Below are 19,050 nucleotides of genomic sequence, written 5' to 3'. Positions count from 1 at the left end.
AGATGTCATATTCTTTCAATGCTTCTTTTGGTTTTGGAAAAAGCAGAGCAGATAGTTTCACATTCCCCACCGCCTGTGGTATAGTGGAAGTAAGAAATTCCAAGGAGATATTCCCATGACTTATGAACTATGCCTAGAATACGGTACCTACCCATTAACCCCAAAGGATGCCTATGCTGACGAACGCAAGGCAATCCCTGATTTTATCCAAAACGACCAGGAACTCCTTGATCAGTTAGAAAGAATGAACGACCTCTTCCATCAGCTCTTCTTGACTATCGAGTGTCAATTCCACTATATCGGTTCAGACCAACCAGAAAAAATTGCGGAAGTCAAAGCCCTCTACGAAGAAATTGCTGACCACCTCCACAACAACTATCCTGACCACGATATCCATATCGAACACTTTGTCTTACATTAAAAAATCGAGCTATACAGCTCGATTTTTTGATTAGTCTACCTTCACGACTTCAAAAGTCTCACCACCCAATAACACTAGGTATTTGTCAACCTTAGCAATCCCATAAGATTGGCTGAGAGCTTGGGCATAAAGGGCCATTTGATTTTGATAGCGTTGGACAATGACTTGGCTGTCTGTGAATTTATCTGTCTTATAATCAAAGAGGACAATATGATCCTCATAGAGAAGATAACCATCAACAATCCCACGGACAACGAATGCTTCACCGCTACTCTTATCCTTAGTCAGCATAGCAAAAGGCGCTTCACGATACAGGTTCTCAGTATTCCTCAAGATTTCCTGCCCTAAATCCGTTTCAAAGAAGGCTAAAATCTTATCAACCTTAACCTTCGCTTTCACCTCTTTATCCGCTTGCACTTCTTGAAGAGCTTGCTTGATAGCTTTTTCGGTGATTGGTTGAGTCACATCTAGGCGTTGCATGAGTTCATGGGTAGCTGAACCAACTGCAGCAGCACTGTGTGAAGCCTTATTTCCAAAGTCAGGTAGAGCAAAAGTTAACCTTTCTTGTTTACGTTCAGCACTGGCTTCTTCCATCACTTCCACACCATCCGTATCCATCACAGGCTCGTAGAATTGCTTGATTTGACTAGGCGTTCTTAGAGTTGGTAGGCCAATAGCAGAGCGGTATTGTTGATTAAGCTCATCTACTGATTCAAGTACCGTTAAGGCTTGTTTGATGTCTTCTGACTGACGATTTTGAGACAGGTCATCAGGATGAATTTCCTCGGTCATCTCTAATCGTCCAATCTTATCACCAGTAAGCTCTGCTTGATCACTATAAACCACATCAAAAGCCAAATCTTGTTTTCCAAAGGCTGCTTCTACCGCTAAAAACCAATCTTGGAAGGTCAACATTTCTTCTCGGAGTGAAGCTGGAATAAAGCCATTTTGGGATTCGCCATCATATTTGTTAGTCAATTTTTCTTGACTGCCTTTACCGACAAGATAAAGACGTTTCTCAGCACGTGTCATACCAACATAGAGGAGCCTCATCAGTTCAGACAGGGCGGCAATTTTTGCCTCTTTCTTGTTCGCTTGGAAAGGAATCGTCTCTAGCTTGACTTGGACTTTTGGTAATACAGCATCTGGAAATTCAGATTTTACATCTGCCTGATATTTGATGCCAATCCCCTTCTCACGACTGAGGATAATGTCCTGATATTGGTCACTGGTTTGGGCATTGAAAAACGGTTTATCTGCTCCCAAGATAAAGACATACTTGAATTCCAGCCCTTTCGATTTGTGAATGGTCATGAACTGGACAGCATTTTTAGGTGGGGCAACTTCTACATTTGCCAAGTCATGGTCATTTTCCAAGATACGGTCAATCATGGTAATAAAGCGAGACAAACCTTTGAAACCTGATTTTTCATAGGCATGGGCACGAAGGGCTAGGGCATACAAGTTTGCCTGTCTCTGCTCTGCACGTGGTAGGGCTCCAACATAATCATAGTAAAAACGGTCATTATAGATGGTCCAAATCAGGTCATAAAGCGCCAGCCTTTTTGCCAAAGACCGCCAAGAAAGGAAGGTCTCCATAAAGATATCCAGCTTTTTCTTGAGGTCATCTGTCACCAAGTCTGCATGGGCACCGCGTCTCTCCTGAGCAAGCTCTAGTTTGTCATAAAAGTCACCGTGCTTAGCTTGAATGGCTATCCTAGCGAGGTCGTCCTCATCAAATTGGAACATGGGCGAGCGTAAAAGTGATACTAGAGCGTAGTCATCTAAAGGGTTATTTATCGCCCGCAAGGTATCCAACATAATCATGACTTCAAGCGACTGGAGATAGTTACTTTGACCACCGTCAGCAACCAGAGGAATACCGTGTTCTTCAAAAGTCGCCAACAACAAATCGTTTCGTGTACGGGACCTTACCAGAAGCGTCATATCCTTAAAAGGGACCTTTTGTTCATTGTGAAGACGGATAATTTCTTTGATAACAATGGCGACTTCATCCTGAGAAATCGTTGACTCATCGGAATTTTCTTCCTCAGAGGTCTCACAACTATCGGTGTTATAAATGAGCAGTTGCGTCTTGTTGTTAGGATGCTTTTCTTTTTGCTGTTCAGAACCTGCGACTAATAAATGCAAGTCATCGTAACGAATGTCTCCCACTTCTTCATCCATGATGTGGCTAAAAAGATCATTTGTGGCATCTAAAACTTCTGAACTGGAACGGAAATTTTCCTTGAGCAAAATCAATTTTCCTGCGTCTGCATTTTCCTGAAATAACTTAAATTTTTGATTGAAAATCTGAGGGTCTGCCTGACGAAAACGGTAAATGGACTGCTTAATGTCTCCCACCATAAAGCGATTGTGACCATTAGATAGAAGTTCCAGCATACGTTCCTGGATGTGACTGTTATCCTGATACTCATCCACCATGACCTCGTGGAAATGGTCTTGATAAGACCTAGCCACCTCTGGAAACTCTTCTAAAATCTCAATCGCAAAATGGGCAATATCATGAAATTCAAAGGCATTTTCCTGAATTTTTGCCTGCAAATATTGATCAGAAAAATCAACCACAAAGTTTCTTAAGAGTTCCAATAACGGCATCGTTTCTGGCTGGTATTTGGTTAGAAATGTCGCTTCCATCAAGGCCTGCTTAGCATTTAAAAACGGAGCAAGATACGCTGGACGATTTTGATTGTATTCTTTGGCAAAGAGCTTGAGTTCCTCATCCTTGACATTCCCCACCCGCATGGTTAACTGGCTGGATAGGGCAGTGATTTTCTCTAGCTGGTCTGATAAATACTCCTGTGGACCCAAAATATCAAGCCCATTTAACAGGTCCAGTAATTCCTCCACAGCCGTTAGGTACTTATAGGATTTTTGAAATTCCTTGGTCACCGTTTCGTAGTGGTTTTGGAAAAAAGCTAGCGCTTCAGAGATAACCTTATCTAAAACCGTTGGTGATATATAATCAGCCAAATAAGTTTCAACCTGCTCTGCTATTGGCACACGATTAGAGGCTAAAAACTGATCAGCTAACCAATGTTTAGGACTTGCTGTCGCCTGACTAAAATAATAAATCTGATAGACCAAATCACGAAATTTGTTACTACTCTTGCTGGTCCCAGAAAAATTTTTCACCAACTGCTTAAAGGTATTAGCATCTTTGCCAGTCATGTAATCTGAGAAAAGGTCTGCATAGACATCGTTACGAAGCAGAGCCTGCTCAGACGCGTCAGCCATAATGCGAAAGACAGGAGATAGCCCTAGGAGATAGCCATACTGGCTGACTAATTTTTGCGTGAAGGCATCCATTGTCCCAATGTCAGCAGTCGGTAAAAGGGCTAACTGCTCTGACAAATACACCTTGGTCTCTTCGTCAGTCGTTTCTTGTAAAAGCTCCATCAAGCCTGTCTGCAAGCGCTCCTTGAGCTCGCCTGCTGCCTTAACAGTAAAGGTCGAGATAAAGAGCCTATCAACAGACACACCACGGTTAATCATATCCAAAATGCGTCGCACCATGACAAAGGTCTTTCCTGAACCCGCTGAGGCAGAAACCAAAATATTAGTCCCATTGCTATAAATGGCCTCAATTTGTTCTGGTGTTAATTTACGTGGATTATCTGAACTTATCTCCTCTGCTACACGCGCAGCAATTTCCTCAGATGTTAAAAAGGGTTTAATTCTCATCATCCTCTCCCGCATCAGGTGCTTGCCCATCATGTGCCTGCCATTGACAATCTAACAAGGCAAAGTCAGAGAAAACCGCCTCAAAGGATGATTCCTCTGGTGAGCAGGCATAAATCCCAAATTGAATCGTTCCCTGTGCCTTTGCCATGTGACAGATTCTCATCTGATGAAAGGTCACACCATCCAATGAATTTTCAATGCAAAAATCATCACCACGACGGCTAAAACGGTACCACATCACTCGTTGAGAGGTATCAATTTCTGTGGTTGCCCAGTCTGAATAGCCTCCATTGGTCACAACACTACCGAGATGCTGAAACTCATCATTTTCATACTCAACAGAAGCCTTTAACCAGTTATCACTGTCCAAATACATAACAACACCACACTGGTCAAAGCGATGGTGAGCACCTGAAAAATCTGTCTTAACGACAAAGCTAAAAAACTGCTCATCCGTCTCCATCTGAAAAACTGGAGCGTTATCATTACGAAAATGATAATAAGTCCGTTGCCACAAATCGGTATGAGGCTGGGTAGTTACAGTAATGTCATTGTCTGAAATACGATACGTTTTGGGCTCTCTTGTCCAAATCCATTCTTTAAAGTTCATCTGTGTCCTCCTCCATTGTCATTAGTGATAAAGCTTGAGCCTTGTCAATCGTTCTTCCTTTGCGAGGTAATTTTTCTAATCGTCTCGCATGAGTTAACATATGGCGATCTGCTTCAAAATGCGTTATGTTTTTCAACTGTTCTCCCTGTACTGATTTCAAATCTGTCGTATAAGGATTAATAGCAAAGCTACCCGAACGAATCCCTTTCACCGCTTCTTGGAACAATTTTTGATTATAGGTTAATAAGGTATCAAGCTCTGCCTTGTCATAGAGCTGATTTGTTGTTTTATAAGGTCCGCCTACCAAATGCTCTTTTTCTCCCTCTGCAAACAAACCTTGATAAATGAGACTAGTCATATTTTGAGAGAGAATATCATCCGCTGATTTCATATCTGATAACTTGGCAGAAGGCGTCTTCATGTGCAAGTACATGGCACCAAAAAGTTGTTCCGTGTCAATACCGTAACGCTCTTTCAAAGCCTGTAAATAAGTCACCAGCTGACTATTCAGCCCATTATAAAACCGTTCAAGGTCAAACTTGGTCTCGCTAGACTTATAATCCACAACCCCAAGACTACCGTCAGAAAGTCTATCCACTCGGTCAATAATCCCATTGACGGTAATCTCATGTCCAATGTCAAAACTAAAGCGGTCTTCTTGAGACAAGATTTCCAGCTGACGCTCATTCTTGAAAAGGCTGGCTGTACTTCTAGCGACATCTTCTAAGATGCTTCTAGCTAGTTGACTTTCTTGGTCCTCTGGACTATAGACAAAGGCAAAGCTGGTCTCACGATTGGTATCTGCGATAGCTTTTTCCAAAGCCCCATCAAAATCCTCAGAAGCTGACGCTTCGCTGAGTAGGCGCTCCAAGACCCTATGCAAATACTGACCGTGAATACTAGCATCCGGATGAATGGACAGTTTTTCCTCTAGCCCCAAAATATAGCGGATAAAGTAAAGATACTGGTTGTTGTAGTAGGTAGACAATCCTGAAATGGATAATCGAATCGGGTCTTCTAAAGGAAAACGGACTTCCATCACCTCAGGTGATACCCGTTTGGTCTTGACCTCATCTAAAATACTAGGAACCAATACTGCCTTTTCGGTCAGTTTTTGACGTAAATAACGAACGGCAACTGACCAAAAGGTTTGCTCTTCCTTGGTTAATTCACGGTCTAACTCGCCACGATTAATCGCTAATGCAGTCGCAAGCACATCCTTGTAATGCCCAATTTCCTCACCTTTTGCTTCGAAATGCAGACCACGCTCCTCACTTGGAACACCAAGTTCTTTCAACTCCTTTAAGTAAGACGACAACTCATTAGTGCTGTCTCCTGACAGCTGAGGACTGGATAAAACCAATTCTTTTGTTGCTGAATTGTAAAGCGACAAGGCTGTAAAATGATTTTTCTTGAGGTTTTCACGTGAAGCAATGTCAAATTTAGCGGCGTCTCCCGTCACCTCATTCAAATGGCTGCGCTCCTCATCCGATAACAGGGATTTATTAACCGCAATTTTAGGAAAATTAGCCTGAGACAGTCCTAAGGCAAACACATAAGGAGCTGAGTGCGGTTCAATCAAATCATAGGATTTTACCATCACCACATCCACAGTCGCTGGAACTGTTCGGTACTGGGCAGATAACATTCCTGTAGTGATTAAAGAAAGACATTCCTCAACCGACAAGGTTTCGTCACCGAAAATCTGATAAAATTGCTCCAGTAGTCTCGAAAATGTTGCCCAGACCTGCTCATGTTGATCCCGTTCTTTAACACCTGCCTCTTCTGTCATTGCAGATAAATTTGCCATCAAATGACTGTCTTCAAAAAAGGTGCTGAGCTTAGTCAAAAGATTCTTCCCTTTTTGCTTCTTAGCTGACAAGAGACTCGTCAAGGAGGCCATAATTTGCCGGCGCATCTGATTGATAGCAGTCAAATCGTAGCGGTAAACCTCTGTTTGAGTGCCATCTTCATTTAATTGCGTTCGCAGCACAATATTAGCGGTAAACTCTCGGTTAAATCGGCTATAGCCTTTAACATCTGCATAGCGCACGTACTGTTCAAAACGGTCAATCCTTTTTTGTGAAAAATTTCCAATAAGACCTGATTTTAAAAGATTAAGCAAATCTTCTGAGCGATAATGATAACGTTTCAGACGACACAGGGCATCCATCACATTGACAAGAGGGTGGGTAGACATGCTCTCAGCCTTACCAATGTAAAAAGGAATATCAAACTTTTCAAAAATCTTACCAACTTGTAACTGATAGGATTCCACATCGCCAAGTAAAACCCAAATGTCCTTATAGCGACCCCCTTGCGCCAAAAGGTAGCGAATCCGTTTAGCCACCTGAGTGATTTCTTCACGCTGATTAACGACTTCCCAGATGGTAATAGCCGCCTTGTCCTCTTCCAAAAAGACCTCGTCCGTCTCGGTAAAATCATGCTGGTGCTCCACCAGACGACTCAGACGAGAAAAAGGAGTCTCTTCCAAATCTTCACTAGGGAGATAGATTGGCTTTGTCGTGTAAGCTTTTGCTAAGGAACGGATAAAATCAATAGAAGCTTGGTAGCTATTTCCAACGGTGAGATTAGATGAATAGGCTTCCTTGCTCATGTAAGCCCCAATGATAACCTCCACACCCTTTTCATGCAAAAGGTTTACCACCATCTCTTCTTCAGCTGAAAAACGTGAGAAACCGTCAATCACCACAACCGTCTCCGCCAAAGCTTTATCAAGACCACCACTTCTGATTTCTTGGGCAAAATGGCTGAGCTTGCTTTGATTATCAAAGTCATGCTGACGCAAAAGGTCCTCAACAGCCGCAAAAATCGTTAGTAAATCCGACCGCTTCGCTTCATTATCCAGACCTTCCAAATCAAGTAAGGACATGTTGGCTGATTTCAATTCTTGGTAAAGGTCAACTAACTGTTCAATAAAAGACGTGTCCTGCTTTAATTTGCCATAAACCCGTAACTCTGACTCTGAAAGTCCAGACAAGGCACGGTAAAAAATCATTGCCAAGCCATTCTCATCAATGCTCTCTTTGGCTCCAGCATGATTCAGTAAAAAATAACGGGCCATCTGCCCAAAACGCGTCACCGTAATCCGAAAAGAAGCCCCTTGTGGTAAATTGACTAAAACCTTTTTCTCCTTCTCAAAAGACAGTGAGTTTGGCGCAATATAAAACACACGCTTACCACGCTTGGCGTATTGCTCTGCTTCTTTAGCTAAAACAACCGTCAAATCCTGTTTAATATCTGTATATAAGAGTTTCATCTGATCCCCCATTCTATCTTTCTATTATAACAAAAACTAACTGGCTTTTCTGTTGTCAAACGTTGCACTTTACTAGGCGAAATCCTAAAATTCAAGTATAATAAAGAGGATTAATATGAAGAAAGGAATGTTTTCGTTTCCCGTAAACAAAACATGCCCTATAAGAAAGGCAGTAGCTATCAAACAATCGAAAACAAGTTGCCATTACCCCTTATAGGCTCACACACGACACTATGAAAATTGATGATTTAAGAAAAAGTAAAAATATCGAAGACTATCGTGGTCAACCATCCTCTGGCGGGGGCTTAAATATGGGAGGTGCTGGTAGCGGTCTACTTCTCCAACTCCTTTTCTCACGCACAGGATGGAAAACCAAAATTGTCCTTATCCTTCTCCTCCTCTTTCTCGGTGGCGGATCAGGTCTTGGAAATATCTTAGGCGGCGGAACATCGAGCAACTATCAGTCAACTCAAGTCTCAAAAACTGGTTCTGCCGAAGTTTCTGATGAAGATGGCGAATTTATTTCAAAAGTTCTTGCATCTACCGAAGATTATTGGAAACAAGAATTTGAACGTAATGGACTTACCTATGAATCTCCAAAATTAGCTCTATACACAGATTATATTCAAACAGGTTGTGGCGCGGGTTCTGCTCCATCTGGACCATTTTATTGTTCTGCTGACAACAAGGTTTACCTTGACCTAAGTTTTTACGAAGAATTAAAAACCAAATACGGTGCACCCGGAGATTTTGCCATGGCCTATGTGATTGCCCACGAAGTCGGACACCACGTTCAAAATCAATTAGGAACAATGAGCCAATATGCTAAAGCCCGTCGTGGCTTGTCCGAAACCGAAGCTAATAAGCTCAACGTCCGCTTAGAGCTTCAAGCCGATTACTATGCTGGAGCCTGGGCTCACTATGTTGACGGTCAAGGGCTATTAGATATCGGAGATATTGATGAAGCCATGACTGCTGCGCATGCTGTTGGTGACGACCACTTACAAAAAAAGCATAGCGGACGCGTAGTACCTGATAGTTTTACCCACGGAACCTCTGAGCAACGTAAACGCTGGTTTGACCGAGGTTATCACTACGGCGATATCCAACACGGAGACACCTTCTCAGTCAATGAAAACAGTTTGTAACCTTTATCATACTCATTCAAAATCAAAATTAGAATTTTAGAACCTCTACAATTATTGAGATAGTGACGAGCGTAGCGAGAAAAAATGTTTCTTTCGCTATAGTGGTATTTCCCCTGCAAGGTTGATTAGGTTGGGCGCTGTCGAGTAGTCGACAAGTACAGCCAATCATCTACTGCGATAGAGAGGTTCAAAAAGTAGCAACGAAACTCCGTAGGAGGTTTTGATGTTGACTTTGTCAACTCTATTTCCCACCTCTAAAGGTCTCCCAGACCTTTGGAGCGTCCGCACTTTTTAGAAAAAAGCACAAAAGTAATTTTTGATTTTTGTTAAGTATCACTTATAAACTTCCTTAAAAATTAACGTACGAAAAAAGCCATCAGCAAGATATCTGATGGCTTTTTTCATTACTTTATTGGTGGGTTCCGACATTGATTCGGTTAAGGGCACGCTGTAGTGCGACCTTGGCACGACGCACTTGGTCGATGTCTTTGGTAGACTGTGCCTCTTCCAATTCACGTTCGGCACGGATTTTTGCCCGCTCAGCACGACTGACGTCAATGTCTCGCTCACGTTCGGCAGAGTTGGCGACAATCGTCACAAAATCATTTTTGACCTCTATGATACCGCCATTTATGGCAACCCAGTCCACGTGATTATCATCGTCAATCCGACGAATTTTCATCTCGTGAACATCCAAAGAAGCGATAATATTAAGGTGACCAGGTAAAATCCCCATCTCCCCATCTGTAGTTCTCACAGAAATATAGTTGGCATGGTGGTCGTATTTGATACCATCAGGTGTAACGACCTGAACTGTCATACACGTCATCTACAGTTCTCCTTAATAACCCATTTTCTTAGCCTTTTCAATCACATCACCAATTGGCCCAACATTACGGAAAGCATCTTCTGGTAACATGTCATGTTTTCCTTCAAGAATTTCTTTAAAGCCACGAACCGTTTCAACAACAGGCACATAAGAACCTGGTTGACCAGTAAATTGCTCCGCCACATTAAAGTTTTGTGACAGGAAGAATTGAATGCGACGAGCACGGCTGACAAGCACCTTTTCATCATCCGACAATTCATCCATACCAAGGATTGCAATGATGTCTTGTAATTCACGGTAACGTTGTAAAATACGTTGAACCTCTGTCGCCACTTGATAGTGTTCCTCACCAACGATTCCTGGTGAAAGGGCACGTGATGAAGATGCCAACGGGTCAACCGCTGGATAAATCCCCATTTGTGTTAACTTACGCTCAAGGTTTGTCGTTGAATCCAAGTGCGCAAAGGCTGTAGCTGGTGCTGGGTCAGTGTAGTCATCGGCAGGAACATAAATTGCCTGAATTGAGGTAACGGAACCTTTTTTCGTTGAAGTGATCCGCTCTTGTAATTGTCCCATCTCTGTTGCCAATGTTGGTTGGTAACCAACGGCAGACGGCATACGACCAAGAAGCGCTGACACTTCTGAACCCGCCTGAGTGAAACGGAAGATATTATCAATAAAGAGCAACACGTCTTGGCCTTCCACATCACGGAAATACTCCGCAATCGTTAAACCAGTCAGAGCGACACGCATACGTGCCCCAGGTGGCTCATTCATCTGACCAAAGACCATGGCTGTCTTTTCAATAACACCAGATTCCTTCATTTCCCAGTAAAGGTCATTTCCTTCACGAGTACGTTCACCGACACCAGTAAATACTGAAATCCCACCATGCTCTTGAGCAATGTTGTGAATCAATTCTTGAATCAGAACGGTTTTACCAACACCTGCTCCCCCAAAGAGACCAACCTTACCACCTTTTAAATAGGGCGCAAGAAGGTCAATGACTTTAATACCAGTCTCTAAAATCTCAGATGAGGTTGACAGTTCGTCAAAAGCTGGCGCTTTTTTATGAATGGGTTCACGCTCCGCATCTTCGCTAAAAGGCTCTTCAAGGTCAATGGTATCTCCAAGAACGTTGAAAACACGACCTAGCGTTTCTTTACCAACTGGCACAGAAATGGGACGACCTGTATCCAAAACTTCAAGTCCTCTGGTCAAACCATCCGTAGATTCCATCGCAATGGTACGAACCAGACCATCTCCCAATTCAAGGGCCACTTCAAGAACAATCTTCTGCTTTTTATCCCCATTTTTGTAAACAACAAGGGCATTATTTATCTCTGGTAACTTGTCACCAGCTGCAAACTTCACGTCTACAACAGGTCCAACAACCTGAGCAATTTTTCCTGAACTCATAATTAAGATACAAATCCCATCAAAATAGTATTCAGAGATAAAGTTACTGGCACATGTTTTAAGCCATACACCTGTTTTCCTGAAATACTATTTGAGGGTTGTTCAGTCTATTGTACCATCACTTGGCACTCTAGCTGAACTATCCTTTCTGTTAATTTTGTAAAAACTTTGCCACTGGGACAACTGTTTTTATTATCTTTCACACGATTAGAAAATCATTCCAGGGCATTCGCACCCGCAACAATCTCCGTAATTTCTTGTGTAATAGCTGTTTGGCGAGCTCTATTATATTGAATCGTCAAGTCACTAATCACTTTCTCAGCGTTGTCTGTTGCCGTTTGCATAGCAGTCATCCCCGCAGCATGCTCTGCTGTTTTCGCATCAACAATCGCACCATAAATCAAACTCTCTGTATATTGAGGCAATAATTGCTCTAAAATCGCTTCACGGCTAGGCTCCAAATCAAAACCTGTCACACCTTCATCTGTCGCTTCTTCAGCGACAAGGTCTGAAAGAGGCAACATTTTCTGTACACGAACCTGACTAGTCAAACTGTTGACATGGTGATTGTAACAAACATAGAGCTCATCGAAAAATTCCTCTTTATACATTTCAACGGATTGAGAAATGATACGACTCACCTGATCAAATGACGGTTGGTCTTCAAGACCACGCATTTCAAAACAAACAGGTAGTCCTCTTGTTTTGAAAAAGTCAGAACCGATGGACCCAATTGAAATGATGGAATAGTCATCAGCATTAGGCTCGTGATAGTCTGCAATCAATTCTAAAACAGCCTTGAGCAGCTTAGCATTGTAGCCACCAACAAGTCCCTTATCAGAAGTTATCACAATATATCCCGTCTTTTTAATAGGACGTGAAGCAAGCATTGGATTGTCTGAGCCTGAGGTCAATTCTGTCTTTAGAAAATCAGTGGTGATTTGACGAATTTTCGCAGCATAAACTTGATAATCTTTAGCAGCTTGCTCTGCCTTTACCAACTTAGCTGATGACACCATCCGCATAGCACTAGTTATCTTACTTGTTTTTTCTGTTGAAAGAATTTTTGCCTTAATTTCACTAAGAGATCCTGCCATCTGTCAGTCCTCCTTAAGCGTTAAAAAACGACTGATCTTTGAAATCTTGAATAGCCGTATCAAGCACACCATCTTCAGGCAAATCTTTTGTCGTACGAATCGTATCAAAGATATAGCTATAGTGCATATCAAAATAGTGATATAATTCTTCTTCAAATTTTAAAATATCATTGACTGGGATGTCATCAAGGAAACCGTGCGTCAAGGCATATAAAATGACAACCTGCTTTTCAACTGGCAACGGCTTGTGGATTGGTTGTTTCAACACTTCTACCGTACGGCGACCACGATTCAGTTTTGCCTGAGTTGCTGCATCAAGATCTGAACCGAATTGCGTAAAGGCTTCAAGCTCACGATAAGAAGCCAAGTCTAAACGCAGTGTACCAGCAACCTTTTTCATTGCCTTAATCTGCGCTGAACCACCAACACGAGATACTGATGAACCCGCATCAATCGCTGGACGAATACCTGAGTTAAACAAATTCTCCTGTAAGAAGATTTGTCCATCAGTAATCGAAATCACATTGGTCGCAATATAGGCTGAGATATCTCCTGCTTGTGTTTCGATAAATGGCAGAGCTGTGATTGAACCACCGCCCAACTCATCTGAAACCTTAGCAGAACGCTCAAGAAGACGTGAATGAAGGTAGAACACATCTCCTGGATAAGCTTCACGACCTGGAGGACGGCGAAGAAGAAGAGAAAGTTCACGATAAGCGACAGCCTGTTTTGACAAATCATCATAAACAATCAAAACGTGCTTACCGTTATACATAAATTCTTCAGCCATTGCCACACCAGCATACGGAGCGATATAAAGTAATGGTGATGGTTGAGAAGCAGACGCCGTCACAACGATTGTATAATCAAGCGCCCCGTACTTGCGCAAGGTTTCCACCTGCGTACGAACAGTTGATTCTTTTTGACCAATCGCAACGTAGATACAGATAACATCATTTCCCTTTTGATTAAGGATCGCATCAATAGCGATTGAGGTTTTACCAGTCTGACGGTCACCGATAATCAACTCACGTTGACCACGACCAATTGGCACTAAGGCATCAATCGCTTTAAGGCCTGTTTGCATCGGCTCAGAAACAGACTTACGTTGCATAACACCTGGAGCAGGTGTCTCGACAGGTCTAAAACCAGTCGTTGCAATTTCTCCAAGGCCATCTACTGGTTGCCCCAAGGGATTAACCACGCGTCCGATTAAAGCTTCTCCGACTGGGACTTCCATAATTTTTCCAGTACGTTTAACAATATCACCTTCACGAATATCAGAAAAATCTCCAAGGATGATAATTCCGACATCAGAAGTTTCTAAATTTTGTGCCATACCGTAAGAACCATTAGAAAACTCTAAAAGTTCTCCACTCATCGCAGCATTGAGACCACTAGCACGAGCAATCCCGTCACCAACATAGGTCACAATACCAGTTTCGGTAATTTCAAAATTTGGCTGAAAGTTATCAATTTGTGCCTTAATAAGGGCACTGATTTCTTGCGCATTTATAGCCAAGCTTACACCACTTTCTATCTAAAAATCGTTTTATTCTATGGTTTAGAGAATCATTGAAATGCTATTTCTACGAATTAAAACTCTCCTGAGGAGAGCTTTAGGATGTATGTTGAGATAACAGTTACCTACACAATCATGATAGTCATAACATCTCGCTGGAAACTAAGATAGACTCTTTGTCTAACATCCTCTTTTTACAATTTTTGTTTAATATCTTGAATTTGTGTTCGCACACTGGCATCAATAATTTGATTATTGACCTTAATGATAAAACCACCAATTAAACTGTCATCTACGGTTTCAATCAGATGATGGGTCTTAATCAAAAATTTTGTTTCCACAATTTTACGGATGCGCTCTTTTTGGGCTTGGGTCAATGGCTGAGCAACAACCACTTCCATATCAAAAATCTGAGTTTCCTCACCAATCTTAACAAGGACTTCTTGTAAAACTGGTAAAATCATCCCAAATTCTTTTTCTGCAATAGCAGTGTCCAAAAATGTATTCAGAAGAGGGGACTCTGGACGATTCAAACGACGAAGAAGCCCCGCTTTTTCAGAAGAATCAAACTTATCTGAACCTAGAACAGCATCCAGCTTTGTCTCAACAAAGATATCAATAAGGCCAGAAGTATTCTCATAAAGAACAGTCAATTGGTCACGGAATTTCGCATCCTGAACCAACTCCTGGGCATATTTATGAACCAGAGCATCTTTTTTTAAGTCCATTAGTCTTCTCCTAAACGGTCCAAATAGCGATCAACCAAAGTCGTTTTCTCTGAAGCATCTAATTTATTAACAAGAATGCGCTCTGCCAAATCAATGGCCAAAGCTGCAATTTCTTCTTTAGCAGATTCAACAGCTTCTACTTTGATTGCTTCCGCATCTTCACGCGCCTTATCCTTGATCGCTTGCGCTTCTTCCTTAGCCTGTACTAAAATCGCTTCCTTATCATGTGCTGCACGTGCATTTGCCTGACCAATAATCTGACTAGCCTCTAAACGACTATCTTTTAGCACCTGCTCTTGTTCAGAAACAAAATCCTCAGCCTTTAGTCGCGCGTCTTCTGCCTTTGCAAGATCATCAGAAATCTGCTTCGCACGCTCCTCAAAAATACCTGTAATTTTCGACCAAGCAAAAATGCGAATCAAAACCAGCAAGGTCAAAAACGAACCTGTCACAATGATAAAATTACCTAAAAGTGTTCCGAATGAAACACCATGCATTATTAACATGAAAAACTCCTTATGCTTTTATTAGTGTCCGTGTCCATTGACCTTATTGCCAAGATAAAGCGACGTCAGCATTGTAAACACATACGCCTGCAAACAAGAGACAAATACTGAAAAGGCAATCCACAACACTGTGAGCAGAAATGAAATTGGCTGCCATAGAACATGTGCCTGACTTAACTGAACCAAAAGTCCAATCAACACTTCCCCTGCAAAGATATTACCATAAAGACGCAGGGCCAAAGATAAGAAATTGGCAAACTCTTCAATGATATTCATTGGGGTCATATATGCCGGAGTCACAAATCCCTTAAGATAGGCTTTAAAACCACGCTGGCGAACTCCTTCTACATGGCAAACCACTGTAACAATTAAAGACAAACCAAAGTCGAACATCATGTTGGCTGTCGGAGACATCCAGAGATTTTCTCCCGAACCAGATTCCAACTTGGTTACTAGACCAATATTATTTCCTATGAGGAGAAACATAAAAAGGCTAAATAAAAAAAGCAAGTATTTTCTAGCGTAAGTTTCTCCTAGGTTTCCCTTAGCCACACCATAAACAAATTCATAGGCATATTCCAAAACATTCTGCTTACCAACAGGTTTTAGGGTCATCTTGCGACTCGCCCAGAAAATAAAGCCAAAGGCTAAAAGTACCGTTAAAAGAGACATACTTAAAATGGTGAGGTCAATGACAATTGGGCCTAGGTGGACACTTGGAGTTGAATGATCCATTGTCAGTTCTCCTTATCTATTATAAACCATCTTTTGCTCTACCGCATAGCAAATGCCATAGCGAGTGTGATAAAGAACATCCCTTCAATAAAGGCAATTCCGAGGAACATTGTTGTTTGGAATTTTCCGAACATCTCAGGTTGGCGAGCAGAAGATTGTAACACACTACTTACCAAGAGACCAATACCGACTGATCCCCCAAGAGCAGCTAAACCGAGCGCCAAAATACCAAGATTCATTAGAATTTCTCCTTAAAAATTTTTTTACCTAGCCATTTTAGTCCTATTTCCTTCAAATGTCAACGAAATATAAGAATTGTTGGCGCTTTCGGTTCGATTTAGTCTAGGTTCTTTGACCAACATTGACTAATATCAAACTAAGAGAGGCTGGAAACTTGTTCCGCCCCTCAATCCGCTAATAATTATTTTTTCAAATTCCAAATATCTTCAGCATACTCAGTAATGGTGTCATCTGAAGTAAACTTATGCGATTTTGCAATGTTCATCAGACTAACTTTTGCCCAAGATTTTTGATCACGATAAAGGGCATCAATACGTTCTTGAGCTGCGACATAGGACGTGAAATCTTCAAGCAAGAAGTATTCGTCATTGTGAGTAATGAGAGCTTCATAAATCTCTGCGCCTTCGCTCTGAGCATTTGAGATAGTCCCATTAACAAAACTGTCAACGACACGGCGAATAACAGGATTACTCTCATAGAGACCACGTGAATAATAATCATGAGCTGCATAGTGAGCATATACCGCATCCTTATCCATACCAAAGATAACGATATTTTCATCACCAACTTCGTCCTTGATTTCGATATTAGCCCCATCAAGGGTTGCAAGGGTAACTGCTCCTGTCATCATAAATTTCATATTAGATGTTCCTGATGCTTCTTTAGACGCAAGTGAAATTTGCTCTGAGACATCCGCTGCTGGGACAATAAGCTCAGCAAGGCTCACATTATAGTTTTCAAGGAAGACCACTTTAAGTTTTCCTTGAAGTGAGGCATCGTGATTAATAAGATTAGCAATCTCATTGATTAGCTTAATAACAGATTTTGCAAAATGATAGCCTGGCGCAGCTTTTGCCCCAAAAATAAAGACGCGAGGAACCATATTTTTCTCTGGATTGTCCTTCAAGTCATGGTAAAGTTTGAGGATATGAAGAACATTAAGAAGTTGGCGCTTATAAGCATGGAGTCGTTTAACTTGGACATCAAAGATAGCATCAGTAGAGACTTCGACACCCGTTGTCTCTTTAATGTAGGCTGCAAGACGCGCCTTAGCTTCTTTCTTCACTTGGTAGAATGTGTTAAGTACTTGTTCGTCATCTGCATAAGCAGTCAATTTCTCAAGTTCATGGATATCCTTGCGCCATCCTTTGCCAATTGTTTGGTCAATAGCCTGTGATAATTCTGGAGCTGCAATTTGGGTCCAACGGCGCTGCACAATACCATTGGTCTTGTTATTGAATTTCTCTGGATAGAGCACATAGAAATCGTGAAGCGTATCCTCTTTTAGAAGTTCCGTGTGCAATTTAGCAACACCGTTGACTGAGTGCCCACCAATAATGGCAAGATTTGCCATATGGATTTGACCATTTTTCACAATACGAGTGCGTTCAATCAAACCTGCATCAACATGATTTTGAGCCAAGTTTGACACAAAACGATGATCAATTTCAAGAATAATTTGGTAAACGCGTGGCAAGACATGTTTAAATAGCCCTGCGTCCCATTTTTCTAAAGCCTCTGACAAAATGGTATGGTTGGTATAACTCATGGTTTGAACAGTCGCATTCCATGCAGCATCCCATTCTAATCCATATTCATCAAGCAAGAGGCGCATAAATTCTGCTGGTGCGACTGCTGGGTGCGTATCGTTGATGTGGACAGAAACTTTTTCGTGAATCTTTTCCAGTGGCAATCCCATTTTAAGATAAGACTTGATAATTGTCTGAAGACCGGCACTTGTCATGAAGTATTCTTGAATCAAGCGAAGCTCTTTACCTTCATAGCTAGTGTCATCAGGGTACAAGATTGCTGTGATATCTTGCACACGACGTCTAGCGTCTAAGGTTGGGTAATACAATTCATACTCTTCTGGAATTTCAACATCCCAGAGTCGCAAATTGTTAATGACATTATTTTCAAAACCAATTTGTGGAACGTCGTAGGGAACAGCGCGAAGTACCTGAGCATTATTGTGAACTGGTACGATACGTCCCTCTTCATTGGCCTGAAGGTAGACATCCCCAAAAAGTTTCACATCTACCACATCATGATCTTTACGGACTTCCCAAACATTTCCAATTGACCCAAGCCATGAATCTGGTAATTCAACTTGGTAGCCATTAACAATGCGTTGTTTGAAAAGACCATACTGGTAGCGTAACCCATTACCAAAACCTGGATAACCTGTTGTCGCCAAAGAATCCATAAAGGCTGCCGCTAAACGACCAAGACCACCATTACCAAGTGCCATGTCATGCTCTGCTTGGACCACTTCTTCAAAATCAACCTCAAGATCAGCAAAACCTTCTTTAACAAGGTCCAGAATGCCTAGGTTCAGAAGATTGGTCTCAAGCATGCGACCTGGTAAGAATTCAATTGAAAAATAGTAGGCTATTTTTTCCTGATTCCCAGATAATTTATGATTACGGGCAATCCAAGTGTCTGTATAATATTTGCGAATCAATTTAGCTAAAGTTGTGAAAAGCTCAGAAGGTGTTGCGCGTGGGACCTTAATCAACTGCTCTTCATGTAATGTATCTTTAAAATCACGAATAAATTGTTCTTTTGTTAAATGTTTGAGTTCCATAAAACCCTTTCTAATCAATTATCTTTTGATAGTGAAGCTGAAGACATTGGTTTAAAACCATTCTTCATCACTTCTTTATATTTAATCTCTGTTTGAAAAAATCCATTGCGTCAAGCTGTCACTACATCTCTTTTTAACTCTTATTTCTCAATTGAAAGCCTTAGGTAGACGATCAAATATCCTGTCCGTAAAATTAGCTACTAGTTCAGAAATTTTCCTTTGG

Annotated in this window: 14 protein-coding genes; 2 read left to right on the top strand and 12 right to left on the bottom strand. The window is 41.6% G+C overall.

Annotated features, from left to right (window positions below):
- The first annotated feature begins 115 nt into the window (after positions 1–115).
- Complete coding sequence (locus tag EAF07_RS00290) at positions 116–421, top strand: hypothetical protein (protein ID WP_121834307.1); 306 nt, start codon at positions 116–118, stop codon at positions 419–421.
- A 30-nt stretch (positions 422–451) separates the two neighbouring features.
- On the opposite strand, the gene addA is transcribed toward EAF07_RS00290, so the two are convergent.
- From addA to rexB, 3 genes are read right to left on the bottom strand one after another with little or no spacing between them, the layout of a single operon-like run.
- Positions 452–4,126 (bottom strand): helicase-exonuclease AddAB subunit AddA, encoded by a 3,675-nt coding sequence (gene addA / locus EAF07_RS00285; protein WP_121834306.1) that lies wholly within the window; start codon positions 4,124–4,126, stop codon positions 452–454.
- Complete coding sequence (locus EAF07_RS00280; RefSeq protein ID WP_121834305.1) at positions 4,116–4,736, bottom strand: DUF1349 domain-containing protein; 621 nt, start codon at positions 4,734–4,736, stop codon at positions 4,116–4,118. Before EAF07_RS00280 ends, addA begins: the two co-directional genes overlap by 11 nt.
- A complete protein-coding gene (gene rexB, locus EAF07_RS00275) occupies positions 4,726–8,016 on the bottom strand; it encodes an ATP-dependent nuclease subunit B (protein WP_121834535.1) in 3,291 nt (1,096 codons plus the stop codon). The genes EAF07_RS00280 and rexB overlap by 11 nt, the downstream gene beginning before the upstream one ends.
- A 233-nt stretch (positions 8,017–8,249) precedes the next feature.
- On the opposite strand from rexB, the gene ypfJ reads away from it, so the two are divergent.
- Positions 8,250–9,164 carry a KPN_02809 family neutral zinc metallopeptidase gene (ypfJ, locus tag EAF07_RS00270; protein WP_121834304.1) on the top strand — a complete coding sequence of 305 codons (915 nt, stop codon included), beginning with the start codon at positions 8,250–8,252 and terminating at the stop codon, positions 9,162–9,164.
- 409 nt (positions 9,165–9,573) lie between these two features.
- Here ypfJ and EAF07_RS00265 read toward each other — a convergent pair whose 3' ends face one another.
- The 9 genes from EAF07_RS00265 to EAF07_RS00225 form a co-directional block, all read right to left on the bottom strand.
- Positions 9,574–9,993 carry a F0F1 ATP synthase subunit epsilon gene (locus EAF07_RS00265; protein ID WP_121834303.1) on the bottom strand — a complete coding sequence of 140 codons (420 nt, stop codon included), beginning with the start codon at positions 9,991–9,993 and terminating at the stop codon, positions 9,574–9,576.
- A gap of 12 nt (positions 9,994–10,005) precedes the next feature.
- A complete protein-coding gene (gene atpD / locus EAF07_RS00260; RefSeq protein ID WP_121834302.1) occupies positions 10,006–11,412 on the bottom strand; it encodes a F0F1 ATP synthase subunit beta in 1,407 nt (468 codons plus the stop codon).
- Between the two features lie 215 nt (positions 11,413–11,627).
- Positions 11,628–12,509 (bottom strand): F0F1 ATP synthase subunit gamma, encoded by an 882-nt coding sequence (locus tag EAF07_RS00255; RefSeq protein ID WP_121834301.1) that lies wholly within the window; start codon positions 12,507–12,509, stop codon positions 11,628–11,630.
- Positions 12,510–12,522: 13 nt separating this feature from the next.
- Complete coding sequence (atpA, locus tag EAF07_RS00250; RefSeq protein ID WP_121834300.1) at positions 12,523–14,031, bottom strand: F0F1 ATP synthase subunit alpha; 1,509 nt, start codon at positions 14,029–14,031, stop codon at positions 12,523–12,525.
- Positions 14,032–14,225: 194 nt separating this feature from the next.
- Positions 14,226–14,759 carry a F0F1 ATP synthase subunit delta gene (locus EAF07_RS00245; protein ID WP_121834299.1) on the bottom strand — a complete coding sequence of 178 codons (534 nt, stop codon included), beginning with the start codon at positions 14,757–14,759 and terminating at the stop codon, positions 14,226–14,228.
- Positions 14,759–15,265, bottom strand: coding sequence for a F0F1 ATP synthase subunit B (gene atpF, locus EAF07_RS00240; RefSeq protein ID WP_183121624.1), 507 nt, complete (start codon positions 15,263–15,265; stop codon positions 14,759–14,761). The genes EAF07_RS00245 and atpF overlap by 1 nt, the downstream gene beginning before the upstream one ends.
- 21 nt (positions 15,266–15,286) lie before the next feature.
- Positions 15,287–16,000, bottom strand: coding sequence for a F0F1 ATP synthase subunit A (gene atpB / locus EAF07_RS00235; RefSeq protein ID WP_121834297.1), 714 nt, complete (start codon positions 15,998–16,000; stop codon positions 15,287–15,289).
- Positions 16,001–16,038: 38 nt separating this feature from the next.
- The gene (atpE, locus tag EAF07_RS00230; RefSeq protein ID WP_121834296.1) at positions 16,039–16,239 is read right to left on the bottom strand and encodes an ATP synthase F0 subunit C; all 201 of its coding nucleotides are present in this window, start codon (positions 16,237–16,239) and stop codon (positions 16,039–16,041) included.
- Between the two features lie 182 nt (positions 16,240–16,421).
- On the bottom strand, positions 16,422–18,827 hold the full coding sequence (locus EAF07_RS00225) for a glycogen/starch/alpha-glucan phosphorylase (protein WP_121834295.1): 2,406 nt from the start codon (positions 18,825–18,827) through the stop codon (positions 16,422–16,424).
- Positions 18,828–19,050: the final 223 nt, after the last annotated feature.

This window comes from Streptococcus hillyeri (assembly GCF_003686955.1).
Lineage (GTDB): Bacteria > Bacillota > Bacilli > Lactobacillales > Streptococcaceae > Streptococcus > Streptococcus hillyeri.
Note: the sequence above shows the minus strand (reverse complement) of the source record. Positions and strands in the feature narration are given on the sequence as shown.

Coding starts and splice junctions, on each gene's coding strand:
- EAF07_RS00290 (WP_121834307.1), top strand. CDS start 116: ATGACTTATGAACTATGCCTAGAATACGGTACCTACCCATTAACCCCA.
- addA (WP_121834306.1), bottom strand. CDS start 4,126: ATGAGAATTAAACCCTTTTTAACATCTGAGGAAATTGCTGCGCGTGTA.
- EAF07_RS00280 (WP_121834305.1), bottom strand. CDS start 4,736: ATGAACTTTAAAGAATGGATTTGGACAAGAGAGCCCAAAACGTATCGT.
- rexB (WP_121834535.1), bottom strand. CDS start 8,016: ATGAAACTCTTATATACAGATATTAAACAGGATTTGACGGTTGTTTTA.
- ypfJ (WP_121834304.1), top strand. CDS start 8,250: ATGAAAATTGATGATTTAAGAAAAAGTAAAAATATCGAAGACTATCGT.
- EAF07_RS00265 (WP_121834303.1), bottom strand. CDS start 9,993: ATGACGTGTATGACAGTTCAGGTCGTTACACCTGATGGTATCAAATAC.
- atpD (WP_121834302.1), bottom strand. CDS start 11,412: ATGAGTTCAGGAAAAATTGCTCAGGTTGTTGGACCTGTTGTAGACGTG.
- EAF07_RS00255 (WP_121834301.1), bottom strand. CDS start 12,509: ATGGCAGGATCTCTTAGTGAAATTAAGGCAAAAATTCTTTCAACAGAA.
- EAF07_RS00245 (WP_121834299.1), bottom strand. CDS start 14,759: ATGGACTTAAAAAAAGATGCTCTGGTTCATAAATATGCCCAGGAGTTG.
- atpF (WP_183121624.1), bottom strand. CDS start 15,265: ATGTTAATAATGCATGGTGTTTCATTCGGAACACTTTTAGGTAATTTT.
- atpB (WP_121834297.1), bottom strand. CDS start 16,000: ATGGATCATTCAACTCCAAGTGTCCACCTAGGCCCAATTGTCATTGAC.
- atpE (WP_121834296.1), bottom strand. CDS start 16,239: ATGAATCTTGGTATTTTGGCGCTCGGTTTAGCTGCTCTTGGGGGATCA.
- EAF07_RS00225 (WP_121834295.1), bottom strand. CDS start 18,827: ATGGAACTCAAACATTTAACAAAAGAACAATTTATTCGTGATTTTAAA.